The 24,798-nt window shown below is 63.6% G+C and carries 25 protein-coding genes; 19 read left to right on the top strand and 6 right to left on the bottom strand.

All coding sequences use genetic code 11. The annotated features are described in order from the left end of the window. Positions 1–96: 96 nt before the first annotated feature. The 12 genes from IEX85_RS11300 (at position 97) to IEX85_RS11245 (ending at position 8,634) form a co-directional block, all read left to right on the top strand. A complete protein-coding gene (locus IEX85_RS11300; protein ID WP_188860698.1) occupies positions 97–891 on the top strand; it encodes a transporter substrate-binding domain-containing protein in 795 nt (264 codons plus the stop codon). Positions 892–900: 9 nt separating this feature from the next. Next, complete coding sequence (locus IEX85_RS11295) at positions 901–1,572, top strand: amino acid ABC transporter permease (protein WP_188860697.1); 672 nt, start codon at positions 901–903, stop codon at positions 1,570–1,572. Next, complete coding sequence (locus tag IEX85_RS11290) at positions 1,572–2,222, top strand: amino acid ABC transporter permease (protein ID WP_188860696.1); 651 nt, start codon at positions 1,572–1,574, stop codon at positions 2,220–2,222. The genes IEX85_RS11295 and IEX85_RS11290 overlap by 1 nt, the downstream gene beginning before the upstream one ends. Further along, complete coding sequence (locus IEX85_RS11285; RefSeq protein WP_188860695.1) at positions 2,209–2,937, top strand: amino acid ABC transporter ATP-binding protein; 729 nt, start codon at positions 2,209–2,211, stop codon at positions 2,935–2,937. Before IEX85_RS11290 ends, IEX85_RS11285 begins: the two co-directional genes overlap by 14 nt. A gap of 146 nt (positions 2,938–3,083) precedes the next feature. After that, on the top strand, positions 3,084–3,386 hold the full coding sequence (gene ureA / locus IEX85_RS11280; protein WP_188860694.1) for an urease subunit gamma: 303 nt from the start codon (positions 3,084–3,086) through the stop codon (positions 3,384–3,386). A 10-nt stretch (positions 3,387–3,396) separates the two neighbouring features. Further along, positions 3,397–3,702 carry an urease subunit beta gene (locus tag IEX85_RS11275; protein ID WP_188860693.1) on the top strand — a complete coding sequence of 102 codons (306 nt, stop codon included), beginning with the start codon at positions 3,397–3,399 and terminating at the stop codon, positions 3,700–3,702. A gap of 89 nt (positions 3,703–3,791) precedes the next feature. Beyond that, positions 3,792–5,495 (top strand): urease subunit alpha, encoded by a 1,704-nt coding sequence (ureC, locus tag IEX85_RS11270; RefSeq protein WP_188860692.1) that lies wholly within the window; start codon positions 3,792–3,794, stop codon positions 5,493–5,495. Between the two features lie 195 nt (positions 5,496–5,690). Next, positions 5,691–6,185: an urease accessory protein UreE gene (gene ureE / locus IEX85_RS11265; RefSeq protein WP_188860691.1), complete on the top strand. Its 495-nt coding sequence runs from the start codon at positions 5,691–5,693 to the stop codon at positions 6,183–6,185. A 30-nt stretch (positions 6,186–6,215) separates the two neighbouring features. After that, positions 6,216–6,440, top strand: coding sequence for a HupE/UreJ family protein (locus IEX85_RS11260; RefSeq protein ID WP_188860690.1), 225 nt, complete (start codon positions 6,216–6,218; stop codon positions 6,438–6,440). A gap of 4 nt (positions 6,441–6,444) precedes the next feature. After that, on the top strand, positions 6,445–7,110 hold the full coding sequence (locus IEX85_RS11255; protein ID WP_188860689.1) for an urease accessory protein UreF: 666 nt from the start codon (positions 6,445–6,447) through the stop codon (positions 7,108–7,110). Positions 7,111–7,343: 233 nt separating this feature from the next. Next, positions 7,344–7,970, top strand: a complete 627-nt coding sequence (gene ureG, locus IEX85_RS11250) for an urease accessory protein UreG (RefSeq protein ID WP_188860688.1) — start codon at positions 7,344–7,346, stop codon at positions 7,968–7,970. Positions 7,971–8,100: 130 nt separating this feature from the next. Further along, a complete protein-coding gene (locus IEX85_RS11245) occupies positions 8,101–8,634 on the top strand; it encodes a DUF4136 domain-containing protein (protein WP_188860687.1) in 534 nt (177 codons plus the stop codon). A gap of 282 nt (positions 8,635–8,916) precedes the next feature. Here the strand turns inward: IEX85_RS11245 and IEX85_RS11240 are convergent, their stop codons facing one another. After that, positions 8,917–11,049, bottom strand: coding sequence for a dihydrolipoyl dehydrogenase family protein (locus IEX85_RS11240; protein WP_188860686.1), 2,133 nt, complete (start codon positions 11,047–11,049; stop codon positions 8,917–8,919). Between the two features lie 226 nt (positions 11,050–11,275). On the opposite strand from IEX85_RS11240, the gene IEX85_RS11235 reads away from it, so the two are divergent. After that, positions 11,276–11,707 (top strand): globin, encoded by a 432-nt coding sequence (locus IEX85_RS11235; RefSeq protein WP_188860685.1) that lies wholly within the window; start codon positions 11,276–11,278, stop codon positions 11,705–11,707. Positions 11,708–12,118: 411 nt separating this feature from the next. Continuing rightward, the gene (locus IEX85_RS11230; protein ID WP_188860684.1) at positions 12,119–12,583 is read left to right on the top strand and encodes an REP-associated tyrosine transposase; all 465 of its coding nucleotides are present in this window, start codon (positions 12,119–12,121) and stop codon (positions 12,581–12,583) included. A gap of 417 nt (positions 12,584–13,000) precedes the next feature. Here IEX85_RS11230 and IEX85_RS11225 read toward each other — a convergent pair whose 3' ends face one another. From IEX85_RS11225 to IEX85_RS11215, 3 genes are read right to left on the bottom strand one after another with little or no spacing between them, the layout of a single operon-like run. Further along, positions 13,001–13,666: a LutC/YkgG family protein gene (locus tag IEX85_RS11225; RefSeq protein ID WP_188860683.1), complete on the bottom strand. Its 666-nt coding sequence runs from the start codon at positions 13,664–13,666 to the stop codon at positions 13,001–13,003. Further along, a complete protein-coding gene (locus tag IEX85_RS11220; protein WP_188860682.1) occupies positions 13,663–15,099 on the bottom strand; it encodes a LutB/LldF family L-lactate oxidation iron-sulfur protein in 1,437 nt (478 codons plus the stop codon). Before IEX85_RS11220 ends, IEX85_RS11225 begins: the two co-directional genes overlap by 4 nt. 11 nt (positions 15,100–15,110) lie before the next feature. Further along, a complete protein-coding gene (locus IEX85_RS11215) occupies positions 15,111–15,905 on the bottom strand; it encodes a (Fe-S)-binding protein (protein ID WP_188860681.1) in 795 nt (264 codons plus the stop codon). A gap of 100 nt (positions 15,906–16,005) precedes the next feature. Here IEX85_RS11215 and IEX85_RS11210 point away from each other — a divergent pair, with 100 nt between their 5' ends. From IEX85_RS11210 to IEX85_RS11190, 5 genes are all read left to right on the top strand, one after another. Beyond that, the gene (locus IEX85_RS11210) at positions 16,006–16,701 is read left to right on the top strand and encodes a FadR/GntR family transcriptional regulator (RefSeq protein WP_188860680.1); all 696 of its coding nucleotides are present in this window, start codon (positions 16,006–16,008) and stop codon (positions 16,699–16,701) included. Positions 16,702–17,706: 1,005 nt separating this feature from the next. Beyond that, on the top strand, positions 17,707–18,699 hold the full coding sequence (locus IEX85_RS11205) for a Bug family tripartite tricarboxylate transporter substrate binding protein (protein WP_188860679.1): 993 nt from the start codon (positions 17,707–17,709) through the stop codon (positions 18,697–18,699). Then, the gene (locus IEX85_RS11200) at positions 18,696–19,142 is read left to right on the top strand and encodes a tripartite tricarboxylate transporter TctB family protein (protein ID WP_188860678.1); all 447 of its coding nucleotides are present in this window, start codon (positions 18,696–18,698) and stop codon (positions 19,140–19,142) included. Before IEX85_RS11205 ends, IEX85_RS11200 begins: the two co-directional genes overlap by 4 nt. Positions 19,143–19,146: 4 nt before the next feature. Beyond that, positions 19,147–20,676 (top strand): tripartite tricarboxylate transporter permease, encoded by a 1,530-nt coding sequence (locus tag IEX85_RS11195; RefSeq protein WP_188860677.1) that lies wholly within the window; start codon positions 19,147–19,149, stop codon positions 20,674–20,676. A gap of 645 nt (positions 20,677–21,321) precedes the next feature. Beyond that, complete coding sequence (locus tag IEX85_RS11190) at positions 21,322–21,843, top strand: REP-associated tyrosine transposase (RefSeq protein ID WP_188860676.1); 522 nt, start codon at positions 21,322–21,324, stop codon at positions 21,841–21,843. Between the two features lie 309 nt (positions 21,844–22,152). Here the strand turns inward: IEX85_RS11190 and IEX85_RS11185 are convergent, their stop codons facing one another. Both IEX85_RS11185 and IEX85_RS11180 read right to left on the bottom strand, forming a co-directional pair. Further along, complete coding sequence (locus tag IEX85_RS11185; protein ID WP_188860675.1) at positions 22,153–22,860, bottom strand: response regulator; 708 nt, start codon at positions 22,858–22,860, stop codon at positions 22,153–22,155. 79 nt (positions 22,861–22,939) lie between these two features. After that, on the bottom strand, positions 22,940–24,526 hold the full coding sequence (locus IEX85_RS11180; RefSeq protein WP_188860674.1) for an ATP-binding protein: 1,587 nt from the start codon (positions 24,524–24,526) through the stop codon (positions 22,940–22,942). Positions 24,527–24,798 lie beyond the last annotated feature (272 nt).

Below are 24,798 nucleotides of genomic sequence, written 5' to 3'. Positions count from 1 at the left end.
GTAAAGTTGTTTTCCTTTCTGGTCCGTTAGTTGCAGGCCTGTCTGTTAGTGAAACAAAAGTAACAGATAGTCCGGCAGACGTAGGAGCAAGAAGCAATGAAAAGCCTGGTTAAAAAGTGTGCATCTGTATTGGGGGCAGCGGTGTTGACGGTAACGGCTATCACCTCTCAGGCAAATCAACTGGAAGAGGTTGAAGCCCGCGGCATTCTGCGCGTAGCGGTACCGCAGGACTTTCCGCCGTTTGGTTCCGTAGGAGCGGATCTGCAGCCCCAGGGCTACGACGTCGACATGGCCGGCTATCTGGCGGACGGCATGGGCGTGAAGCTCGAACTGGTGCCGGTGACCAGCGCCAACCGCATTCCCTACCTGCAGACCCGCAAGGTCGACCTGGTGATCTCGAGTCTGGGCAAGAACCCCGAGCGCGAGAAGGCGATCGACTTTTCCCGTGCCTATGCCCCGTTCTTCCTCGGTGTATTCGGTGACGAGTCAGTCGAGGTGGCCGCACCGGAGCAACTCGGGGGCCAGGTGGTTGGCGTCACCCGCGGTTCGGTCGAGGACATGGAGCTGAGCGAACTGGTGCCGGCCGACGGTGAAATCAAGCGCTTCGAGGACAACAACACCACTCTGTCGGCCTATCTTGCCGGGCAGGTCGATCTGATCGCGACCGGTAACCTGGTGGTTGCAACCATTGCCGAACGCAATCCGGACCGCCAGCCGGTGACCAAGTTCATGCTCAAGAACTCGCCCTGCTACATCGGCGTGCACAAGGGGGATACGGAGCTGCTCGAGAAGGTCAATGCGCTGGTCGAGGCCGGTCTGGCCGACGGTACTCTCGAGGGCATGTCGATGAAATGGCTCAAGGCGCCGCTGCCGGCCGACCTCAAGGGGTGAGGCAGAATCATGGAATACCAACTGCAATTCGGCGAATTGCTGCCTTATGTGCCGCAACTGGCACACGGTTTCTGGGTGACGGTCTGGCTCACAGTCGTCACCACCCTGGCGGGGTGCGCGCTCGGTATCCTGGGCGCGGCTGCCCGCAGTAGCCGGCAAGCCTGGTTGCGCCGCGTATCGGGTGCTTATGTCGAGGTATTTCGCAACACGCCCTTCATCGTGCAGCTGTTTTTCATCTTCTTCGGTCTTCCGGCGCTGGGATTCAAGCTGTCGGCGGTCGAGGCAGGGCTGCTGGCGCTGGTCGTCAACCTTGGCGCATACAGCACCGAGATCATCCGCGCCGGTATTCAGGCAACCCCGACGGGTCAGCTGGAAGCCGCACGAACCCTGGGGCTTGGCAAGGTGCAGACATTTGTCCGGGTGGTGTTGCCGCCGGCGTTGGAACGCATCTATCCGGCGCTGTCGAGCCAGTGCATCATCGTGATGCTGGGCTCCGCGGTGGTGTCGCAGATCTCGGTCGAGGACCTGACCTTCGCCGCCAACTTCATCCAGTCCCGCAATTTCCGTAGCTTCGAGGTCTACCTGGTCACCGCGCTGATGTACCTGCTGCTGGCGATCGGCATGCGCCAGGGGTTTCGGCTGGTGGGTTACTACGCCTTTCCCAAGAAGAGGACTCGTTGATGGCTTCGTTAACCGACTGGGACATCCTGCGAAACCTGTTGCTGGCGGCGCGCTGGACCATAGTGCTATCGCTGATCGCCTTTGCCGGCGGGGCTGTCGTGGGCCTGCTGCTGACCTTCATGCGCATGAGCCGGCGTACGGCTTTGATCTGGTTTACCCGGCTTTATACCGAGCTGTTTCAGGGAACCCCGCTGCTGATGCAGCTGTTCCTGGCGTTTTTTGGCCTCTCGATGCTCGGTATCGAGGTGTCTGCCTGGACGGCTGCGGCGCTGGCCCTGACGCTGTTCAGCAGCGCCTTTCTTGCCGAGATCTGGCGCGGCTGTATCGAATCGATCCCCCGTGGGCAGTGGGAGGCGGGGCGCTGTCTGGGCCTCGGCTACTTCGAGTTGATGCGCCATGTGATCCTGCCGCAGGCGCTGCGCGTGGCGGTCCCGCCGACGGTGGGTTTCTCGGTGCAGATCGTCAAGGGCACGGCGCTGGCTTCGATCATAGGCTTTGTCGAACTGACCAAGGCCGGCACCATGCTCAACAATGCCACCTTCGAACCGTTCAAGGTGTTCGGGCTGGTGGCGCTACTCTACTTCCTGCTCTGTTATCCGCTGTCCAAGGCCAGCCAGAATCTGGAGAAAAAGCTGCATGTCACTCGTTAGCATCGATAATGTCCATAAATACTATGGCGATAACCACGTCCTGAAGGGTGTGGATCTGAAAATTGTGGCTGGCGAGGTGGTGTCCATCATCGGACGCAGCGGTTCCGGCAAGAGTACGCTGCTGCGCTGTATCAATGGCCTGGAGGGGTATCAGGACGGTGGCATCGTCGTTGACGGCCTCGAGGTCACCAGCGATGACCATCAGGTCCGCAGACTGAGCCGCAGTGTCGGCATGGTGTTCCAGAGCTTCAATCTTTTCCCGCACCTGACCGTGGGGCAGAACGTGATGCTGGCACCGAAGCTGGTGCTGAAGTTGTCCGCTGCCGAGAACGAGGCCAGGGCCCGTGAGGTCCTTGCCAAGGTCGGCCTGGCCGACAAGTTCGACGCCTATCCCGAGCAGTTGTCCGGAGGTCAGCAGCAGCGGGTGGCGATTGCCCGCTCGCTGGCGATGCGCCCGAAAGTACTGCTGTGCGACGAGATCACCTCGGCACTGGATCCGGAACTGGTGGGTGAGGTGCTCAAGGTCCTGGAACAGCTGGCCGCCGAAGGTATGACGCTGATTCTGGTCACCCACGAAATGAACTTTGCCCGTGACGTTGGAGACCGGGTGGTCTTTATGCATCAGGGCAAGGTATGGGAAACGGGCCCGGCAAAGGAAGTGTTCGCCGCACCGCAGACAGAAGAGCTGCAAAATTTCATACGAGCTGTGCTTTAGGTCTAGTCTCTAGTAGTCCGAGAGTCATTTTGGTGCAGCTGCCGGTTGTTCCTGCCTTGCTTTGGTACACATATTGCTTGCAGGTTGAGGGCGGGCAATGACCGGCCCGCTGCTTTCGCTAACAGAATCAACAGAAAGAGCTGCGTATGGAACTAACACCGCGGGAAAAGGACAAGCTGCTGCTGTTTACGGCCGGCTTGCTCGCCGAACGCCGCAAGGAGCGAGGTTTGAAGCTCAACTACCCCGAGGCGGTGGCCTATATCAGTGCAGCCATCCTCGAGGGTGCGCGCGACGGCCGCACCGTTGCCGAACTGATGGATTACGGCCGCACGCTGCTGACGGTCGATGACGTCATGGAAGGGGTGGCCGAGATGGTGCACGAGGTGCAGGTCGAAGCGACCTTCCCGGACGGCACCAAGCTGGTCACCGTGCACGACCCGATCGTTTGAGGAGCGCCTTATGATTCCCGGAGAGATAATCGTCCAGGCGGGCGATATCGAACTCAACGCCGGCCGCCCGACCGTCACGGTGGAGGTCGCCAATACCGGCGACCGGCCGATTCAGGTGGGCTCCCACTACCACTTCTTCGAAGTCAATGACGCACTGCGTTTCGATCGCGATCAGGCGCGGGGCTTCCGCCTCAATATCGCCGCCGGCACCGCGGTGCGCTTCGAACCGGGCCAGACCCGTACGGTCGAGCTGGTGGAGTACGCCGGCGATCGCAAGGTCTATGGCTTCCAGGGCAAGGTAATGGGGGATCTGTAATGGCGAAAATATCACGGCAGGCCTGTGCGGAAGCGGTTGCGAGAGCGGCCCACATCGGCTTCTTCGTCGCCGGCAGGGAGGTCTAACCGATGGCCAGGATTTCACGACAGGCCTATGCGGAAATGTTCGGCCCCACCACCGGTGACCGGGTACGGCTGGCCGACAGCGAACTCTGGCTTGAGGTCGAGAAGGATTTCACCGTCTATGGCGACGAGGTTAAATTCGGCGGCGGCAAGGTCATTCGCGACGGCATGGGCCAGGGCCAGCGGCCGAGCAGCGAAACCATGGACCTGGTGATCACCAATGCGCTGATCCTCGACCACTGGGGTATCGTCAAGGCCGATATTGGCATCAAGGCCGGCCGCATTGCGGCGATCGGCAAGGCCGGCAACCCCGATGTTCAGCCCGGCGTCGATATCGTCATCGGTCCCGGCACTGAAGTGCTGGCCGGGGAAGGGCAGATCCTGACCGCTGGCGGTATCGATTCCCATATCCACTTCATCTGCCCGCAGCAGATCGACGAGGCGCTGATGTCCGGCGTCACCACCATGCTGGGCGGCGGCACAGGTCCTGCGACCGGCACCAATGCCACCACCTGCACGCCGGGTCCCTGGAACATCCACCGCATGCTGCAGGCGGCCGATACGCTGCCGATGAACATCGGCTTTCTCGCCAAGGGCAACGCCAGCCAGCCGGAGGCGCTGCGCGAGCAGGTCGCGGCCGGAACCATCGGGCTCAAGCTGCACGAGGACTGGGGCACCACTCCGGCGGCGATCGACTGCTGTCTGTCGGTGGCGGACGAGATGGACGTGCAGGTGGCGATCCACACCGATACCCTCAACGAGGGCGGCTTCGTCGAGGAAACGCTGAAGGCGATCGGCGGGCGCACCATTCACACCTATCACACCGAGGGTGCCGGCGGCGGCCACGCCCCCGATATCATCAAGGCGGCGGGCTTCGCCAACGTGCTGCCGTCTTCCACCAACCCGACGCGTCCGTACACGGTCAATACCGTGGACGAGCACCTCGATATGCTGATGGTCTGCCACCATCTGGACCCGAGCATCGCCGAGGACGTGGCCTTTGCCGAGTCGCGCATCCGCCGCGAGACCATCGCTGCCGAGGACATTCTGCACGATCTTGGCGCCTTCTCGATGATCTCGTCCGACTCCCAGGCGATGGGCCGGGTGGGCGAGGTGATCACGCGCACCTGGCAGACCGCGCACAAGATGAAGGTCCAGTTCGGCAGTCTCGACGGCGACCCCTCGCACCACGACAACAAGCGTCTCAAGCGCTACGTCGCCAAATACACCATCAACCCGGCGCTGGCCCACGGTATCGCCCACGAGGTGGGGTCGGTGGAGGTCGGCAAACTGGCGGACCTGGTGCTGTGGAAACCGGCCTTTTTCGGCACCAAGCCGAGCGTGATCCTCAAGGGCGGTCTGATCGCCGCGGCGCCGATGGGCGATCCCAATGCCTCGATCCCGACGCCGCAGCCGGTGCACTACAGGCCCATGTTCGGCGCCTATGGCGCGGCGTCGCAGGCCACCTCGATGCTGTTCATGTCCGGCGCGTCCATTGCCGCCGGCGTGCCCGAGCAACTCGGACTTGGCAGCCTGATCGGCGAGGTCGAGCGCTGCCGCAGCGTGACCAAGAACGATATGGTGCACAACAGCTACCAGCCGGTCATCGACGTCGACTCCCAGACCTACCAGGTGCGCGCCGACGGCCGTCTGCTGGTGTGCGAACCGGCCGAGGTGCTGCCGATGGCGCAGCGGTATTTCCTGTTCTGACAAACAATGACAACTCATTGTAGGAGCCCACTCCGTGGGCGAACCGGGTTGGCACCCTGGTTGTTCGCTCGCAGAGCGAGCTCCTACAGCCCGTAGGATGGGTGCAGCGATGCAATGCCGGAAAGGTGTCAGGTTTGCACCTGTTGCGGGCATCGCGTAACCCATCATGTATACCCAAAGAGTGGCGAGTAAAGAATGATCAAACTGACCCGGGTGCTGCGCGACGCAAAGCCCCATGAGGCCGCGCTGCGGTTGCCGATCGATAAGCGCATCAAGAGCCGGCTGCGCGCCGAGCTGACCGACGGCCGTGAGGTCGGGCTATTCCTGCCGCGGGGCCTGGTTCTGCGGCACGGGGATCTGCTCGAAAGCGACGATGGTCTGGTGGTGCAGGTCGAGTCGGCGCCGGAGACGGTTTCCACGGTGCGCAGCACGGATGCCCTGCTGCTGGCCCGTGCCTGCTACCACCTTGGCAATCGCCACGTGCCGCTGCAGGTCGAGGCGGGCTGGATCCGCTACCTGCACGACCACGTACTCGACGACATGGTGCGTGGCCTGGGCCTCGAGGTGATTGCCGAGCAGGCGCCGTTCGAGCCCGAAGCGGGCGCTTACCAGAGCAGCGGACAGGGCCACCACCATCATGGCGACGACGATGGTCATGAACACAGCCACGGCGGCCACCACCATCACTGAATACGGACAAGCTGAAACGGAGTATCCACGATGAACATGAAGCAGAAACTGAGCCTGACTACCGTTGCAACCCTGGCCTCCCCGCTGGCCCTGGCCCATGGCGAGCACCAGGGCAGCGGCCTGGCCGGGGCCCTTTCGCACCAGTTCACCAGCCTCGACCACCTGGCCATGCTGGCGGTGCTCGGTGGCGCGCTGTATTTCGTGCTGAAGCTGACGCGTTCCGAGCGCAAGCGCGACGACCAGGAAGGGCGTTGAGCCGATGCTGGCGGACCTGCGCCTTTATCAGCTGATCAGCCCGTCGCTGCCGGTCGGAGCCTTTACCTACTCGCAGGGACTCGAGTGGGCCATCGAGTGTGGCTGGGTCAGGGATGCCGACGGCCTCGGCGACTGGCTTGAGAGCGTGCTCGATCATAGCCTGGTGACGCTGGAGCTGCCCCTGCTGGCGCGGCTGTGCGATGCCTTCGAGCGCGAGGACGCCGGGGCGGTTCAACGCCACTGCGACTGGCTGCTGGCCTGTCGCGAGACCTCGGAGCTGCGCAAGGAGGAGCGCCAGCGCGGGGCGGCACTGGCAACCCTGCTGCCGCAGTTGGGCGTGGCGGTGCCCGAGGCGCTGCGACCGGCGCTCGACAGCACCCAGCTGGCAGGTTTCGCGCTGGCTGCGGGTTGCTGGAATATCCAGCGCGAGGATGCCCTTGGCGGTTACTGCTGGAGCTGGCTGGAGAACGGCGTCATGGCGGGCGTCAAGCTGGTGCCGCTGGGGCAGACCGCCGGTCAGCGCCTGCTGCTGCGACTGTCCGAGCGCGTGCCGCAGGCGGTTGCTCGGGCGCTCGAGGTTGACGACGACCGTATCGGCAGCTCGACGCCGGCGCTGGCGATCGCCAGCAGTCGGCACGAGACACAATACACGAGGCTCTTCCGTTCCTGAGCGGATGGAAGAAGATGGCAGGGCGGCGGTCGTCGTTGTCCTGCTCGCATTTCAAGACACCTAACAGGGTGTTGAAAAACGTTTTCGAGGCAGCCGAGGCTAGGCAAAAACAGGCGAAAAAGCGCAGTTTAGTGGACTAAATGAGCATTTTGAGCCTGTTTTTAACGACGCATTCGGCAACGCAGATAGATTTTCAACAGCCTGCTAAATGTTTCCGTTTCCGAGGACCAGTAATGAACGACTACAAATCCCCGCTGCGCATCGGTATCGGCGGGCCGGTGGGTTCCGGCAAGACCGCGCTGCTGGAAGTGCTGTGCAAAGCGATTCGTGACGATTTCGATATCGCCGTCGTGACCAACGACATTTACACCCAGGAAGACGCCAAGATCCTGACCCGTGCCGAGGCGCTGGCCGCCGATCGCATTATCGGCGTCGAAACCGGCGGCTGCCCGCATACCGCGATCCGCGAGGATGCCTCGATGAACCTGGCCGCGGTGGAAGAGCTGGCAAAACGTCACAAGACCCTCGATGTGGTCTTCGTCGAAAGCGGCGGCGACAACCTCAGCGCCACTTTCAGCCCGGAACTGGCGGATCTGTGCATCTATGTCATCGACGTGGCCGAAGGCGAGAAGATTCCGCGCAAGGGCGGCCCGGGCATCACCCGCTCCGACCTGCTGGTGATCAACAAGATCGACCTCGCTCCCCATGTCGGCGCCGACCTTGCGGTAATGGAAGCCGACACCCGGCGCATGCGACCGGGCAAGCCCTATGTCTTTACCAACCTCAAGGAAGGCAAGGGGCTGCCGGAGATCATCGACTTTATCGTCCGTGAAGGCATGCTGGAGCCGCATAAGGCATAAGGCATAAGGCATAAGGCATAAGGCATAAGGTGTAAGGCGTAAGGCGTATAACGCGTAACGCCCCTTAGCGGTTGAACCCGAGCCTGCAAGTCCGGTCTATGGAGGTATTCCCTGTCCGAGGAGCTGGCCGATGCTGTTCCGGTTGCCGCTGATCCTTCTGTTGCTCGTCTCGCTGGTCGGCTGTGCCGGCCAGCGGGTGTCGGTCGATTACCAGCCCGGCACGGCCTTTGGGCTGATGCAAACCTTCGGCTGGGCCGAAGGTGACTCCTCGGAACTCGCGGCCCGCAACGGCCTGATGGAGCGTCGCATCCGCGACGCCATCGCCCAGCAGCTCAGGTGGCACGGCTACAGTGAAGCCAGCGCCGATCCGGATTTTCTGGTCGATTTCCGGCTGCAGGACGTGCAGCGCGTGCGCTACCACACCTACTACGACGATCCCTTCTTCTGGGGCTATCACAGACCCTATTTCGGGCCGGTGTTCAGCCGCACCGTCGCCGAGCCCTACATCGAGCGCATCCTGACCCTCGACGTGCTGGACCCGGAGCGTCGGCTGGTCTGGCGCGGCAGCTACTCGGGACGTCCGTCCAGCGCCGAGTCGCCGGCCGAACGCGAGGCCGAGATCCAGGCTCAGATCCAGGCGATCCTGCAGCATTTCCCGCCCTAGCAGCCTGTCGGACTTAACACTGATCTACTCGGCTCGGGCATCCTGCTTCGCCCTACCTCCTGCATCCATGCAGTCGTGCGGAAAAGCCGATTCTGGCCATTTTTGAGCTCTTGTGCATGGGGCACTTCCTTGTGCCCCACCTCTTCGAGGCAGCCTGCGGCTGTGCAAATCGGCGATCCTGCCGATTTGTGTTAAGTAGAACCACTATTCGTCGCGAAAGAGCTCAAAAACTGACTCAGAACGGTCTTTCCCTCGCTACGACCGGCTAAGCCCGACAGGCTGCTAGCGGCGCCAGTCATGGTAGCGCTTTAACCAACGTAGCAGCCGCTCCGGCTTGTGGTTGCGTTTCCATTCCCCGGCGGCATATTTGCTCGCTTCGCTCAGGGTCGGATAGACATGGATGGTGCCGAGGATCTTGTTGAGGCCCAGGCCGTGCTTCATTGCCAGCACGTACTCGGCCAGCAGGTCGCCGGCGTGCGCCCCGACGATGGTGGCGCCGAGTATCCGGTCGCTGCCGGGGGGCGTCAGTACCTTGACGAAGCCGCGCTCGTGGCGGTCGGTGATGGCGCGGTCCAGCTCGCCGAGTTCGAAGCGGGTGACTTCGTGGGCGATGCCGCGCTCGGCCGCCTCCTTTTCGTTGAGTCCGACGCGGGCCAGCTCGGGGGCTGTGAAGGTGCACCAGGGAATAACGCTGTAGTCGACACGAAAGCGCTTCACCGCGCCGAACAGCGCATTGACCGCCGCGTACCAGGCCTGATGGGCAGCGGTGTGGGTGAACTGGTAATGCCCGACAACGTCGCCGGCGGCATAGACGGTCGGAATACTGGTGCGCAGGTGCGCGTCGACCAGGGGCGCGCCGCGGCTGTCCGTCGTCAGGCCCAGCTGTTCGAGTCCCAGCCCTTCGGTGTTCGGGGTACGGCCGAGCGCCAGCAACAGGGTGTCGAAAGCGAGTTCGGTCTGGCCCCCGGGCGTCTGGCAGATCAGCACCCGGGCGTTATCACGTCGTTCGAAGCGGATGGCGCTGTGTTCCTTGAGCACGCGAACGCCGTCCTGTCGCAGGGATTGCTCGACGATGGCGGCGGCGTCGAGGTCTTCCCGCGGCAGCAGCTGGTCGCGTCGCTGTACCAGCGTGACCTCGGCGCCGAGCCGGGCGAAGGCCTGGCCCAGCTCGCAGCCAATCGGACCGCCGCCGAGCACCAGCAGGCGGCCCGGGTCTTGGCGCAGTTGCCAGAGACTGTCGGAGGTCAGGTAGGGGACCTCGTCGAGCCCGGGAATAGACGGCACCGACGGCCGCGCGCCGGTGGCGATGACGATATTGCGGCTGCTGATCACGCGGCCGTCGACCTCGATCTCCCAGGGGGAGACTATACGGGCCTCGCCGGCGATGCAGTCGACGCCGAGCCCGCGGTAACGTTCCACCGAGTCATGGGGCTCGACCTTTTCGATGACCCCTTGCACGCTCTCGAACAGCGCCGCGAAATCGACCTCGGGCTCGGCCGGTGCGATGCCGAGCTTCGCGGTGTCACGCATCTCCCGTGCGGCCTGCGCCGAGCGGATCAGGGCCTTGCTCGGCACACAGCCGGTGTTGAGGCAGTCGCCCCCCATCCGGTGTTTCTCGATCAGCGCGACCCGGGCCATGACGGTGGCGCCAATGTAGCTGGTGACGAGGCCCCCCGCGCCGGCGCCGATGGCCACCAGGTTGTAGTCGAAGTGTCGGGGCCTGCGAAATCCCTTGAGTGAGCGCCGTTGCTGGACCCCGTCCAGGAGTCGCCGGGCCAGCAGCGGAAACAGGCCCAGCAGCGCGAAGGAACCGATCAGTTCCGGCGACAGTATACCGGCGAGGCCCTCGATCTCGCCCAGGCGGGTGCCGGCGTTGACGTACACCAGTGTCCCCGCCAGCATGCCGACCTGGCTGACCCAGTAGAAGGTCCAGGCGCGCAGCGGCGTCAGCCCCATCACCAGGTTGATGATGAAAAAGGGGAACAGCGGTACCAGGCGCAGGGTGAACAGGTAAAAGGCGCCGTCGCGTTCGATGCCGCGGTTGACCGATTGCAGCGTATGGCCGAAGCGTGACTGCACCGCGTCGTGGAACAGGTAGCGCGAGACCAGAAATGCCAGGGTCGCGCCCAGGCTGCTGGCGAAGGACACCAGCACCACCCCGGTGCCGAGCCCGAACAGGGCCCCGGCTGCCAGCGTCATTACCGCGGCGCCCGGCAGCGACAGTGCGGTAACCAGTACATAGGCGGCGAAAAACAGCGCCGGTGTGGTCAGCGGGTGGGCCCGGTACCAGGCGTCGAATTCGGCCTGGCGGTGTTTAAGCGCTTCCAGGTTCAGGTACTGCTGCAGATCGAAGGCGAAGAACAGCGCGATCAGCGCGGCAATCGTCAGCAGCAGCAACAGGCGGGTCTTGTTCATTTCGTGGCCGGCATCCTTGTAGGTCGGTTGAGCCTATTCTGCATTCCCCGATGAAACCAGTCTGAACCGTGCCACTGATTCAGCGCAAGGTATCGCAGCGGTGTGGTTTCTATACTGAGGACATATAAACCGGCACTGACCATACCTGATTCGGGGAAACAGCAAAGCCTGTTGTGTTGAGCGGTTGGTCCTGCCTGAAGAATACCGATAAAAACAGAGAGCAGACATGGACACCGAACGGCTATTCGACCGCAGCTACGAGCGGGTACTCTCGCACGAAGTCGACGGGCGCGCCTTCTTCGAAGGCTTCTACGATGCCTTCCTGGCTGCGTCCGACGAAGTGGCGGAGAAATTTCACGACACCGATATGGATCGCCAGCAGGCGATGCTGATGAAATCCTTCTACCACCTGCTGAGCTTCTATGCCTCCAACAACGCCGACTACTACCTCGATCGCGTTGCCATCAGTCACAACCGCCATCATATCAACATCCGGCCGGCGCTCTACGATCTGTGGCTCGACACCCTGATTCTTACGGTACGTCGCTTCGATCCCGAATGCTGCGACGAAACGGAACTGGCCTGGCGCCTGGTGATGACCCCGGGAATCGTCTATATGAAGTTCCACTACAACCGCGACAGCATCGTCGGGTCCTGACCCGGGGGCGAAGCTTTTGGTCAGGGCAGTTATTCGCGGCGAGAAAGTGCCCTTGAGTTTGGGTACGCCGCTCCTACGAGATCCGGGCGTCCGGCACCTCATCGTGGGAGCCGCGCCCCCGCGGCGAAGCCTTTGGTTTTGGGGCTCTTCGCGGCGGGGCGCCGCTCCTACGAGATCCGGGCGTCCGGCACCTCGTCGTAGGAGGCGCGCCCTCGCGGCGAAGCCTTGGTTTTGGGGCTCTTCGCGGCGAGACGCCGCTCCCACGGGATTCGGGTACTTGGGACCCGTCGCAGGAGCTGCGCCCCCGCGGCGAAGCTTTTGGTCGAGCAGCGCTATTTGCGGCAGGTCGCCCTGTAGACGGCTACAATTCCCCTGCTCAACCTCTTTATGCACGTTCAAGGATGAATGTTCATGGGCAGAGTACAACGAACCTATCACGGCAGGGATTTGCGCAAAGGTCGGGTATCGGAGCCGGGAACCGCTTATCTGGTGACGACCGTGACCCGAAACAGGCAGGCGCTGTTTCGAGATTTGCAGAGCGCCCGAATCCTTGTCCGAAGCCTTCGTGCGGAAAGCGATAATGCCACCACGCTGGCATTTGTCGTGATGCCGGACCATCTACACTGGCTGCTGCAACTCATTGATGGGGTGACCCTGTCTGGTCTGATGCAGCGCGTCAAAAGTGCAAGCGCCCATCACATCAACCGGCATCTGCAGCTTTCGGGTGCTGTCTGGCAGTCCGGCTTTCACGATCATGCCGTTCGTACCGAAGAGGATTTGCGCCAGCTGGCACGCTACGTCGTGGCCAACCCTCTTCGGGCGGGTCTGGTCAGTAAGGTAGGTGACTATTCGCACTGGGATGCCATCTGGCTGTGATCGGGATTTCGCGACTGCATATTCGCGGCGGGGCGCCGCTCCTACGAGATCCGGGCGTCCGGCACCTCATCGTGGGAGGCGCGCCCCCGCGGCGAAGCCTTTGGTTTTGGGGCTCTTCGCGGCGGGGCGCCGCTCCTACGAGATCCGGGCGTCCGGCACCTCATCGTGGGAGCCGCGCCCCCGCGGCGAAGCTTTTGGTCGAGGCGGCTATTCGCGGCGGGAAAGTGCCCTTGAGTTTGGGTACGCCGCTCCTACGAGATCCGGGCGTCCGGCACCTCGTCGCAGAAGCCGCGCCCCCGCGGCGAAGCTTTTGGTTTTGGGGCTCTTCGCGGCGGGGCGCCGCTCCCACGGGATTCGGGTACTTGCCACCCGTCGTAGGAGGCGCGTCCCGCGGCGAAGCTTGCGGTCTGTAGCGGCTTAATCGTTCACCAACAGAATTACCAGCGTGCGCGGGCCGTGGGCGCCCATCTGCAGTTTCTGCTCGATATCCGCGCTGCGCGAGGGGCCGGTGATCATGTTGACGGTGCGGGGCATCTTGCCGCCGGTAGCGTCACGCAACAGCTGCCAGGCGTCTTCGTAGACGCCGACGATCTGCGAGCGGCGCAGTATCACCAGGTGGTTGTCGGGCAGAAAGTTCAGCGTTGTCGGGCTCTCGGGCTGCGAGTAGAGCATCAGGGTGCCGGTTTCGGCGATGCCGGCGAAACAGCTGGTGAGGCTTGCCAGGTCGCCGGCGCGCGCGACCCGGGTTTCGCGGCGGATATCGGCAGTGCCGGCCCAGTCCAGCGTCGCCACTATCTCATCATTGGCGCAGACCAGTTCCTCGATATGGTGATGGCGCAGCCACTCGGCCGCTACGGCTGGCACTTCGTCCATCGTATTCAGCTCGATCAGGTCGGCGGCGGCCTCCCGCGCCATGGTCTTGAACAGTTCCACCTGCCCGCTGACCGGCAACTGCGCCCGTGCCGGAATCAGGTTGGCGCGCCGGTTCTCCAGTCGCTGCCGCACGACCTGACGCTGTGCGTCGCTGGCCTCGCCACGCTTCAGACCACGGCGGACGTTGCCCAGAATTTCGGCCTTGCTCATGCTTTTTTCTCCCGGCTCACGGCTGTTTCTCCTGCTTTTTTTTCATTCCACTGCTGCATGAAGGTTCTGCCGCTAGGCGCCGGCATATCGCGCCAGTCGGTCCAGCCGCCGGCCAGGGGCAGTCTGTGGATACGGCCCTTGCTGCCGGCCAGCGTCCGCAGTGCCCTGTTGGCGACACGACTCAGCAGCCGGTACAGCCTGGGGCGGCGGGCGAAGAAGCTCCAGCCGCCGAGGCCGTACCGCGCTGCCCTCGGCGTCAGGTGCTTCTCGAACTCCTTCTCGCGCCAGTGGCGCATCAGCTTCGGCAGCGGTATGCGCACCGGGCAGACCTCCTCGCACTTGCCGCAGAAGGTGGAGGCATTGGGCAGCAGCGCCGCCTGCTCGATACCGACCAACTGAGGTGTGAGCACCGAGCCCATCGGCCCCGGGTAGACCCAGCCATAGCTGTGGCCGCCAACAGCGCCGTAGACCGGACAGTGGTTCATGCAGGCGGAGCAGCGTATACAGCGCAGCATCTCCTGGAACTGGCTGCCGATCATGTCGCTGCGGCCGTTGTCGACCAGCACCACGTGGAAGTTTTCCGGTCCGTCCAGATCGCCCGGGCGGCGCGGCCCGGTGGACAGGGTGTTGTAGACGGAGAACTCCTGGCCGGTGGCCGAGCGCGTCAGCAGGCGCAGGAACAGGGTCATGTCCTCGAGCGTCGGCACCACTTTCTCGATCGAGGTGATGACGATATGGGTTTTCGGCAGCGTCTGGGTCAGGTCACCGTTGCCCTCATTGGTGACGATAATGGTCGAGCCGGTTTCGGCTACCAGGAAGTTGGCGCCCGTGATGCCGACATCGGCGGCGACGAACTGCTTGCGCAGCATCTCCCGTGCCTCGCGCATCAGCACCGCCGGGTCGTCGGACTTCGGTCGCCGGTGGTGGCGGTGGAAGGCGTCGGAAACATCCTCGAGATTGAGGTGGATCGCCGGAGCAATGATATGGCTGGGATGGTCGCCGCGCAGCTGCAGAATGTATTCGCCAAGGTCTGTCTCGACCGGCTGAATACGGTTGGCCTCGAGGAAGGCATTGAGATTGATTTCCTCCGATACCATCGACTTGCCCTTGGTCACGGTTTTGGCGTCGACCGCGCGGCAGATGTCGAGGATGGTCTGGCAGGCGTCGTCGCCGGTGCGGCACCAGTGTACCTGGCCGCCATTCTCGACGACCTTGCTCTCGAACTGCTCGAGATAGAGGTCCAGGTGCTCGAGGATATGGTTCTTGAGGTCGCGGGCCTGATCGCGAAGGTCGTCGAACTCGGGCATACACGCCACTGCCTGGGCTCGCTTTTGCGGGAAACCGGCCTTGAGGTTGCCGAGCGCCCGCTGCAGGTTGGCGTCATCGAGGGCCTGGTGCGCGCGCTCCTTGAAGCGTGGGCTGTTGATCTGCATGTCGTGTCCTCTCAGAGTTGCCGTGCCAGACGGGTGCGGTCGTCGGCGGGTTCCGCGATCGCCGCTGTGTCGCTGCAGCCGGTCAGGATCTCGACCAGGTGACGGGTTTCGACGTCGTGCCCCTCGCGCTTGAGTTTGCCGGCCATGTTCAGCAGGCAGCCCAGGTCGCCGCCGACCAGGGTGCGGGCGCCGGACGCTGCAATATTGGCGGTCTTGTTGCCGACCATGCGGTTGGAAATGTCCGGGTATTTGACGCAGAAGGTGCCGCCGAAACCGCAGCAGGTTTCGGACTCTTTCATCTCCTTCAGCTCCAGCCCCTCTACCCGGGCGAGCAGGGCGCGCGGCTGTGCCTTGATGCCCAGCTCCCGCAGGCCCGAACAGGAATCATGGTAGGTCACGCTGCCGTGGAAACTGGCGGCGAGGTTGTCCAGGCCAACCACGTCGACCAGGAAACTGCTGATCTCGAAGGCGCGCGCTTTCAGGTCCTGGGCGCGCCGGTGCCAGGGATCGGATGTCTCGAACAGTTCCGGGTAGTGGTGCAGCATGCCGATGCAGGAACCCGAGGGGCCGACCACGTACTCATAGCCGTCGAAGGCCTCGATGGTGCGGATGGCGATATCCCGGGCGCTGCGGTTGTCGCCGGAATTGAAGGCCGGCTGGCCGCAGCAGGTTTGGGTTTCCGGCACCTCGACGTCGCAGCCGGCCTGCTCCAGCAGCTTGACGGTAGCGAAACCGATCTCGGGGCGGTACAGATCGACCAGGCAGGTGACGAAGAGCGCGACCCGGGGCGAAGAAGGAGTGTGCATCGGGGATTCCTGTTTCTTGTGTTTCTAACCTGGAGAACAATAGAAGCCGGTCGGGTAAAAAGAAATGCTAGACTGCGCACTGGTCTGACCAAGAGGTGATATGGAACGGCAAGACAAGGCGGGAGAGCTGGCGGCGCGTCTCAGCGCCCGGGTGCTGGATGGCAGCATCGCGCCCGGCGCACTGCTGCCGTCCGAGCGGCAGCTGGCGGCGGAGCATGGTCTTTCGCGAGCCACGGTGCGCCAGGCGCTGAGGACGCTGGCGCTGCAGGGGCTGGTCGAGACACGCCAGGGCGACGGCACCCGGGCGCGAAACCTGCTCGAGTCGCAGTTCCAAATGCCGGCTGGGGCGGCCGACAGTCTGGCGCTGCAGTTGCAGGTGATGGAGGTGCGGGCCACGCTCGAGGGCGAGGCGGCCTGGTACTGCGCGACTCGTGCCAGCGATGGGGAACTGGCGCGCATCGACGAGGAGTACCGGCGCATGTCCCTGCGCAGCGAGGGCATCACCACTCTGGCCAAGGCCAAGGCCGACCTGACCTTTCATCAGATGATCGCCGGGGCGAGCCACAACCTGCTGCTGATTTCCTTCACCCAGCTGTTCTACAGCCGCTACTTCAATGCCATCTACGGTGTGCTCGACCGTACCCTCAGGCAGTACGGGCGCTATCCCGACGGTATCCGCGCCCAGCACGCCGCCATTCATCAGGCGCTGATGGAGCGTGACGCCGAGGCCGCACGCCAACGCGCCACCGAGCATATTCTCTTTACCCGCAGCCTGCTCGAATCCTGCGACGGCTGACGCGTAGGCGCCGCGTACCCAAACTTACGGGCACTTCCTCGCGGCGAAGCTTTTGGTCGCGGCAGGTCATTCGCGGCGAGGCGCCGCTCCCACGGGTTCTCGGAACTCGGAAGCTCTCGTGGGAGCCGCGCCCCCGCGGCGAAGCCTTTTGACCTCGGCAGGTCATTCGCGGCGGGGCGCCGCTCCTACGGGTTCTCGGAACTCGGAAGCTCTCGTGGGAGCCGCGCCCCCGCGGCGAAGCGTTTTGGCCTCGGCAGGTCATTCGCGGCGGGGCGCCGCTCCCACGGGTTCTCGGAACTCGGAAGCTCTCGTGGGAGCCGCGCCCCCGCGGCGAAGCCTTTTGGCCTCGGCAGGTCATTCGCGGCGGGGCGCCGCTCCCACGGGTTTTCGGAGTTCGGCAGCTCTCGTGGGAGCCGCGCCCCCGCGGCGAAGCCTTTTGGCCTTCGGCAGGTCATTCGCGGCGGGGCGCCGCTCCCACGGGTTCTCGGAACTCGGAAGCTCTCGTGGGAGCCGCGCCCCCGCGGCGAAGCCTTTTGACCTCGGCAGGTCATTCGCGGCGGGGCGCCGCTCCTACGGGTTCTCGGAACTCGGAAGCTCTCGTGGGAGCCGCGCCCCCGCGGCGAAGCCTTTTGGTCGCGGCAGGTCATTCGCGGCGGGGCGCCGCTCCCACGGGTTCTCGGAACTCGGCAGCTCTCGTGGGAGCCGCGCCCCGCGGCGAAGCCTTTCTGGCACCGCGGTTGTTCGCCCACGGAGTGGGCTCCTACGATTCACCACTTACCACTCACCACTCCATGAACTTTATGAATTTAATACCCGATATGCACTGAACAGCCCTTATGTCCGCAAACTGGTCGTTTCGGTGGCACGGGACTAAGGTTCAAGCGTCTGCACCAGCAAGAGGCGGACTGCACCTTGAAAGTGCCCGCCAATTGCTTCGGCGACCGTATTCACGCAGCGGCGTATCTCTGCGCTGCTGACGACAACAAAAATGACGGAGTAGCTTGAATGAAATCTTCCTCGATCAAGACCCTGATTGCCTCTGCGACGCTTGCCTTGGCCGCCTCCCAGGCCGGCGCTTTCGAACAGTCCCGTACCGCCGAGTGCATCGCACCGGCCAACCCCGGCGGCGGCTGGGACTTCACCTGCCGCAGCGTGGGCAAGGTACTCACCGATATCGGCCTTATCGAAGGCAACGTCCAGACCGTGAACATGCCGGGTGCCGGCGGTGGTGTCGCCTTCGCCCACACCGTATCCAAGCGCGGTGACGACAGCGCCCTGATCGTCGCGGCCAGCACCGCCACCACCACCCGCCTGGCCCAGGGTCAGTTCGCCGGCATGGATCAGGAAATGGTCCGCTGGGTGGGCGCCCTCGGTGCGGACTACGGCGTCATCGCGGTGAGCAAGGATTCTCCGTACCAGACTCTGAGCGACCTGATGAGCGCGCTCAAGGAAGACCCGAACTCGGCCAAGTTCGGTGGTGGCAGCGCCGCGGGCGGCTGGGACCATCTCAAGGTGCTGATCGCCGGCAGTGCCGCCGGTATCGAGAAGAGCAGCCTGCCGAAGATCAAGTACCTGGCGTTCAACGGTGGCGCCGAGGCCATCACCCAGGTGGTCGGCGGACATATCGAGGCATTCACCGGTGACATCTCCGAGGCCCAGGGCTTCATGGAGTCCGGCGACCTGCGCGTGCTGGCGGTACTTTCCGAAGAGCGCCTGCCGGCACCGCTGGATGGCATTCCCACCGCCCGTGAGCAGGACATCGATGCCGTGGCGCCGAACTGGCGTGGCTTCTACGTGCCGAAGGATGTGTCCGACGATGCCTACCAGTGGTGGGTCGATACCATGGACAAGGTCTACGGCAGCCAGGAGTGGCAGGACGTGATGACCAAGAACGGCCTGATGCCGTTCCACAAATCCGGTGCCGACTTCCACGATTTCGTGCAGCAGCAGGTCAAGAGCATCAAGGATATCTCCACCGAAATCGGGCTGATTAAATGATCGGGGATCGCATCCTCGGTGTACTGCTGCTCCTCCTGGCCGTCGCGTACGGCTGGGAGGCTGCACACTTTCCCGAGCCCTTTGGCGGTGCCGAGGCCGTCGGGCCGGAAACCTTTCCGATCATGCTGTCGATCATTCTGGGACTGAGCAGTCTGTACCTGATCGTTCGCCCCGATGCGGACGAACCCTGGCCGCACCTGGCCATGCTGGGTGAACTGGCGTTCGTGCTGGTGATACTGGCGATCTTCGCCACCATGCTGCAGCCGGTCGGCTTTATCCCGGCCACCACGCTGATGGTCGGCGTGCTCTGCTGGCGCATGGGTGCCAGGCCGCTGCCGGCTTTTCTGACCGGTATCGGTAGCGCGGTGGTGGTATTCGTGCTGTTCAACTTTATGCTCGAGCTGCACCTGCCAGCGGGGCTCCTGGATCTCAACGGAGGCTGAGCTGATGGAAACCTTGAACTACCTGTTGCAGGGGTTCGCCGTCGCGCTGACCCTCGATAACCTGATGTTCGCGGCCGTTGGCGCGATTCTGGGCACCCTGATCGGCGCGCTGCCCGGTCTTGGCCCGGCCAACGGCGTGGCGATCCTGATTCCACTGGCGTTCAGCCTCGGGCTGCCGGCCGAGTCGTCGCTGATTCTGCTGACGTCCGTGTATGCCGGCGCCATGTACGGCGGCCGTATCTCCAGTATTCTGCTCAACATTCCGGGCGACGAGCCGGCGATGATGACCTGCCTCGACGGCTATCCGATGGCGCTCAAGGGCAAGGCCGCCGAAGCGCTGGCGATCTCCGCCATCGCATCGTTCATCGGCAGCCTGCTGGCCACCGTCGGCCTGGTGATTCTGGCGCCCTGGCTGGCGAAGTTCGCGCTGCGGTTCGGCCCGGCCGAGTATTTCGCGCTGTTCACGCTGGCGTTCGCGACGCTTGGCGGCATCACCGGCAAGAACCAGTTCAAGACCGTGATCGCGGCCTGCCTGGGATTGATGATCGCCACCGTCGGTGTGGATATCTCCACCGGCAACCAGCGTTACACCTACAACATCCTCGAGCTGTACGAGGGCGTCGACTTCATCATCGCCATCGTCGGTCTGTTCGCCATCAGCGAGCTGCTGTTCTTTATCGAGATGCACGCCGGCGAGGGCCTTAAAAAGGTGACGCTGAACAAGCTCAAGCTAAGCATGGCCGACATCATCGGTGTGCTGCCGACCAGCCTGCGCGGCTCGGTACTGGGCTTTATCTCCGGCGTGCTGCCGGGTGCGGGCGCCTCGCTGGGCAGCTTTATCAGCTACACCCTGGAGAAGCGTCTGGTCGGACACAAGGGCAGCTTCGGCGAGGGCGATCCGCGCGGTGTCGCGGCGCCCGAGGCCGGCAACAACGCCGCTGCCAACGGCGCCCTGGTGCCGATGCTGACGCTGGGCGTGCCGGGCAGCGGCACCACCGCGGTGCTGCTGGCGATGCTGGTGTCGCTGAACATCCAGCCGGGTCCGATGCTGTTCACCCAGAACGCGGACCTGGTCTGGGGTGTGATCGCGGCGCTTTTCATCGGCAACCTGATCCTGCTGCTGCTGAACATCCCGATGGTCGGCGTGTTCGTCAAGCTGCTGAGCATTCCGCCGAAGTACCTGATGCCGGTGGTGACGCTGGTCGCGTCGGTGGGCATTTTCGCCATCAGCAACAGCGCGTTGGACCTGTACTTCATGATCGGTTTCGGCCTGCTGGGCTACGTGCTGCGCAAGCTGCACATCCCGCTGGTGCCGATCATTCTCGGCATGCTGCTGGGGCCGGAAATGGAGAAGAGCCTGCGTCACGCCCTGACCATTTCCGACGGCGACTGGAGCATCCTCTGGGGCAGCGGTCTGGCAGTCGGCATCTGGGTGGTCGCCATAGCCGGCCTGGTACTGCCGTACCTCATCGGCCCGATCCTGCGCCGCCGCATGGCCGCCCAGGCCGAGAAATCGCACAGCGTCGTCGATTGATCCCGGGTTGCATCCCAACCTGGCGGGGTAGTGTAGGGCCGCCCCGTCATTCAGCCGCCTCCGGGCGGCTTTTTTGTACATGGATGTACTTATCCTGCGAGTGCATGGATGCGCAGGAGCGGGGTTTATGTACAGGATGTACGGTATGCCGCGTGCGCATGGGCAGTTATTTGCTCCTGCAATAACTGGCTTCAGGTCATCCATGACCTTCATGCGCACGACTGCATGGATGCAGGAGGTAGAGCGACGCAGGATGCCAAAGCCGACGACTGCATGGATGCAGGAGGTAGGGCGACGCAGGATGCCAAAGCCGACGACTGCATGGATGCAGGAGGTAGGGCGACGCAGGATGCCAAAGCCGAGGAGCGGCGCGTGTCCGTCGGCAGCGGGGTCTGATCAGGATTTGTAGGTTGGGTCTAGCGGCGCAGCGACTGCAATGGACTGCAGAAATGCCGGTATTGCAGGAGCAAAATGCCGGCCGTGTAACCCAACAGGCGCGGCATCCGTTTCAGGCAGCGGGCTTCGCCCGAGTGATGGGTTGCGCGATGCCCGAACGACAGCGGTAAAATTGATTCTTGTACCATTGCATCGCTCCACCCATCCTACAATTAATCGGTCAAATCAACGTAACCAGGGACGGGTACGATGGATTACCGACGCATACGGGAGCCAGGCGGCACCTATTTCTTTACGGTCGTGCTGGAGGATCGCTCCTCGACTCTGCTGACCGATCATATCGAGACCTTGAGGCAAGCATTTCGTCAGACAAGGGCGGCGATGCCATTCACGCTTGAGGCGGCCGTGGTGCTTCCGGAGCATCTTCACTGTATCTGGACGCTGCCGGCCAACGATGCTGATTTTCCGCGCCGCTGGCGTTATATCAAGGGCACTTTTTCCAGGAAGCTTCCCAGGCTGGATGCTCACTCGGCGAGCAGGGTCAAAAAGGGCGAGCGTGGCATCTGGCAACGCCGTTACTGGGAACACCTGATCCGCAACGAGCGCGACCTGCACCGTCACCTCGACTACATCCATTACAATCCGGTCAAGCATGGGCTGGTTTCGCAGGCACGGGAGTGGCCGTACTCCAGCTTTCACCGGTTTGTGAAACAGGGGTATTACAGCCTCGACTGGAGCGATGAGCCGGATGATTTTGATGCCGGCGAATGACGCACGAAACGGGGGGCGGATCGATGGGTTAGGCGGCAAGCCGCTTCACCCATCCTACGGAAAACGCGCTTTTCGTAGGTTGGGTGAAGGCCCGGAGGGCCGCAACCCAACATTTCTCACCGCGGTGCCAACCGATATATATCGACCTGCAATACGGTCAGTTTGATGGGTTGCGCGATGCCCAAACGACAGCGGTAACGTTAAATTTCGTGCCGGTGCATCGCTTCACCGCATCCTACGGTTCACCCGTCACCCGTCACCCGTCACCCGTCACCCGTTGTGGGAGCCGCGTCCCGCGGCGAAGCTGCTTTACCGCGGTAACCGATACTGCCGTTCGGGGCGGCCGACGCTGCCGTAGGCGACGTCGGCGCTGAGTTCCCGGGTGCCGACGAGGTACTCGAGGTAGCGGCGGGCAGTGGTGCGGCTGGAGCCGATCTGCTCGCCGACCTGTTCGGCGCTGAGGCTGGCCGAGGGTTTGGCCCTGAACACCCTGCGCACTTTCTCCAGCGTCAGGGTGTCGATGCCCTTGGGCAGGGGCTCGGCTGCCGGCGCCGTCCTGGTTGCGCCACCGCCACTGCCACTTCGCGGCAACAGGCCATCCACTTCCTGTTGCGACAGGCTCTGCATCTGCAGCAGGCGCTGCCGGTGGGCGCGGTAGTTGCCGAGCGCCTGCTGCAGGCGGTCGAACACCACCGGCTTGAGGATATAGTCGAACACGCCCCAGCGCAGCGCTTCGGTCAGGGTGTCGACCTCCTTGGCGGCGGTGATCATCACCACGTCGGTGGCGCTGTTGTCGGTGCGCAGCCGGCGCAGCAGTTCGAGTCCGCTGCCGTCCGGGAACTGGATGTCGAGCAGCAGCAGGTCGGGTCGCATGACGTCGACGAGATCGGTGGCGTCCCGGGTATTGTGGGCAATGCCGCGCACTTCGAATCCTTCGACGCGTTCGATAAAGCGTCGCTGAATCTCGGCGATCTGTGGGTCATCCTCGGCGATTACCACGCTGATTGCGGCACTCAAGCGTCCACCTCCTTGGGCCCGCAGGCAGGATTAGAGAGCGCGGTAAAGCGGCCTGCATCGATGCTTGCATCAGGGGATATCATCCAGCCTCCACCTCCTTCGGAATATATGCGGTAAAGCGGGCGCCGCCGTTGCTGCCGTCGGACACCGTGATCTCGCCCCCGAGCTGCGTCAGCGTCTGGCGTACCAGGTGCAGACCGATGCCGCGGCCGGTCGACTTGCTGCTGTGTCCGCGCTGGAAAATCTTCTCGCGTTCGGCCATCGGCACACCCGCCCCTTCGTCCTCGATCTCGAAAATCAGCTCGCGGCCGAGGTCGGTCATCGACAGCCGGACCTGCCTGCCGCCGGCGGCGAGGGTCGCCTCGAAGGCGTTGTCGAGCAGGTTGCCGAGCAGGGTGACGATCTGCTCCGGCGTTATGCCCTCGGGCAGCGCGCCCATGTGACTGTCCGGGTCGATCTCCAGCTGCAGCCCGAGTTCATGGGCGCGATTGTACTTGCCGAGCAGACAGCCGGACAGTACCGGTTCGCCGACGGATTCGGACAGCCAGCGCAGCAGCGCCTGATGTTCCCGGGTTTCCTGGCCGATGATCTCGAGCGCCCGGTCGCTGGCACCGATCTGGATCAGGCCGGCGATGGTGTGCAGCTTGTTGGCGTATTCGTGGGCCTGGCTGCGCAGGGTTTCGGCGTACTGCCGGATCTGGGTCAGCTGGCGGCTGACCTGGTCGAGCTCGTCCTTGCGGCGGAAACTGGCGACGCCGCCGATAATGCGGTCGCCGTCCCGGATCGGAATGCGGTTGACGATCAGGGTCTGCCCCTCGACGGCGAGCTCGCGGTCGAATTCGGGCTGCCCGGACTGCAGCAGGTCCGGCAGCCGGCTGTCCGGCAGCACCTCCTGGATCGGCCGGCCGCGGATCGGCTCGGCCGCGGGCAGCCCCAGCGTTTTCGCCGCGGCCTGGTTGAAGGTGGTGATCTGTCCCTCGGCGTTGACCGCGATGATGCCTTCGCGCACCGACTCGAGGGTGGCGTTGCGCTCCTCGAACAGGCGCGCGATCTGGTGCGGCTCCAGACCGTAGATCGCGGCCCGGAAGCGGCGTGATATCCACACCGCCAGCAATATCGACAGCAGCAGCAGCCCCAGGGTCACGCTGATGACGATGCTCTGGTAGCGCAGGATGATGTGCTCGAGGCTGGTGGTCAGGTAGCCGACCGACACCACGCCGAGAATATCGCCCTGTTCGGAGAAGATCGGCGCCTTGCCACGCACCGACGGGCCGAGGCTGCCGGTGGCGCGGGAAATGTAGCTCTGGCCGAGTTTCAGCGCGCGTTCGTTGTCGCCGCCGACCATCGGCTTGCCGATGCGCTCCGGCAGCGGGTGGGCCAGGCGGATGCCCTCGCTGTCGCCGATCGAAATGAAGGTCGCATCGGTGGCCTCGCGCAGTTCCTCGGCCAGCATCTGCATGCTGTGGCTGTCGCGGGTACGGGCGGCTTCGCGCACCGCCGGGGTCTGGGCGATCATCGAGGCCAGCTGCAGCGCGCGCAGGCCGATCTGGTCCTCCAGCGAGGAGCTCAGGTAGCGCAGTGCGAAGCCGCCGAGCAGCGCCGCCTGCAGCAGCACCAGCAGGCACATCATGATCATCAGCCGGGTGCTGATCTTGAGTCGGGCCATCGTCGTTTATTGTTCTAATCAATGTTTTTTCATTATCGGCGGGGGAGGGCCCTCGCTGCAATCCGGAGCGCCCGGGTAGGATGGGTGAAACGCTGCCGGGCAGCGGAGTATCCGACTTTGCCGCGGTCCGGGCATCGTGTAACCCATCATTGCTTGCGGGCCTCACTGCACCGAACTGAAACCGCTTGATGGGTTACGCCGCCACGAACAAGGTGCTATCCGGCCCGTGCATGGCAATGGCGGCTCCACCCATCCTACGATTCTGAATATCC

The sequence above is a fragment of the Marinobacterium nitratireducens genome, from assembly GCF_014645375.1.
Classification (GTDB): domain Bacteria; phylum Pseudomonadota; class Gammaproteobacteria; order Pseudomonadales; family Balneatricaceae; genus Marinobacterium_A; species Marinobacterium_A nitratireducens.
The sequence above is the reverse complement of the archived record's forward strand: the minus strand, read 5'-3'. Positions and strand labels throughout refer to the sequence as shown.

Bases quoted from the DNA above. Each gene is read 5' to 3' on its own strand.
- IEX85_RS11300 (WP_188860698.1), top strand. From the start codon at position 97: ATGAAAAGCCTGGTTAAAAAGTGTGCATCTGTATTGGGGGCAGCGGTG.
- IEX85_RS11295 (WP_188860697.1), top strand. From the start codon at position 901: ATGGAATACCAACTGCAATTCGGCGAATTGCTGCCTTATGTGCCGCAA.
- IEX85_RS11290 (WP_188860696.1), top strand. From the start codon at position 1,572: ATGGCTTCGTTAACCGACTGGGACATCCTGCGAAACCTGTTGCTGGCG.
- IEX85_RS11285 (WP_188860695.1), top strand. From the start codon at position 2,209: ATGTCACTCGTTAGCATCGATAATGTCCATAAATACTATGGCGATAAC.
- ureA (WP_188860694.1), top strand. From the start codon at position 3,084: ATGGAACTAACACCGCGGGAAAAGGACAAGCTGCTGCTGTTTACGGCC.
- IEX85_RS11275 (WP_188860693.1), top strand. From the start codon at position 3,397: ATGATTCCCGGAGAGATAATCGTCCAGGCGGGCGATATCGAACTCAAC.
- ureC (WP_188860692.1), top strand. From the start codon at position 3,792: ATGGCCAGGATTTCACGACAGGCCTATGCGGAAATGTTCGGCCCCACC.
- ureE (WP_188860691.1), top strand. From the start codon at position 5,691: ATGATCAAACTGACCCGGGTGCTGCGCGACGCAAAGCCCCATGAGGCC.
- IEX85_RS11260 (WP_188860690.1), top strand. From the start codon at position 6,216: ATGAACATGAAGCAGAAACTGAGCCTGACTACCGTTGCAACCCTGGCC.
- IEX85_RS11255 (WP_188860689.1), top strand. From the start codon at position 6,445: ATGCTGGCGGACCTGCGCCTTTATCAGCTGATCAGCCCGTCGCTGCCG.
- ureG (WP_188860688.1), top strand. From the start codon at position 7,344: ATGAACGACTACAAATCCCCGCTGCGCATCGGTATCGGCGGGCCGGTG.
- IEX85_RS11245 (WP_188860687.1), top strand. From the start codon at position 8,101: ATGCTGTTCCGGTTGCCGCTGATCCTTCTGTTGCTCGTCTCGCTGGTC.
- IEX85_RS11240 (WP_188860686.1), bottom strand. From the start codon at position 11,049: ATGAACAAGACCCGCCTGTTGCTGCTGCTGACGATTGCCGCGCTGATC.
- IEX85_RS11235 (WP_188860685.1), top strand. From the start codon at position 11,276: ATGGACACCGAACGGCTATTCGACCGCAGCTACGAGCGGGTACTCTCG.
- IEX85_RS11230 (WP_188860684.1), top strand. From the start codon at position 12,119: ATGGGCAGAGTACAACGAACCTATCACGGCAGGGATTTGCGCAAAGGT.
- IEX85_RS11225 (WP_188860683.1), bottom strand. From the start codon at position 13,666: ATGAGCAAGGCCGAAATTCTGGGCAACGTCCGCCGTGGTCTGAAGCGT.
- IEX85_RS11220 (WP_188860682.1), bottom strand. From the start codon at position 15,099: ATGCAGATCAACAGCCCACGCTTCAAGGAGCGCGCGCACCAGGCCCTC.
- IEX85_RS11215 (WP_188860681.1), bottom strand. From the start codon at position 15,905: ATGCACACTCCTTCTTCGCCCCGGGTCGCGCTCTTCGTCACCTGCCTG.
- IEX85_RS11210 (WP_188860680.1), top strand. From the start codon at position 16,006: ATGGAACGGCAAGACAAGGCGGGAGAGCTGGCGGCGCGTCTCAGCGCC.
- IEX85_RS11205 (WP_188860679.1), top strand. From the start codon at position 17,707: ATGAAATCTTCCTCGATCAAGACCCTGATTGCCTCTGCGACGCTTGCC.
- IEX85_RS11200 (WP_188860678.1), top strand. From the start codon at position 18,696: ATGATCGGGGATCGCATCCTCGGTGTACTGCTGCTCCTCCTGGCCGTC.
- IEX85_RS11195 (WP_188860677.1), top strand. From the start codon at position 19,147: ATGGAAACCTTGAACTACCTGTTGCAGGGGTTCGCCGTCGCGCTGACC.
- IEX85_RS11190 (WP_188860676.1), top strand. From the start codon at position 21,322: ATGGATTACCGACGCATACGGGAGCCAGGCGGCACCTATTTCTTTACG.
- IEX85_RS11180 (WP_188860674.1), bottom strand. From the start codon at position 24,526: ATGGCCCGACTCAAGATCAGCACCCGGCTGATGATCATGATGTGCCTG.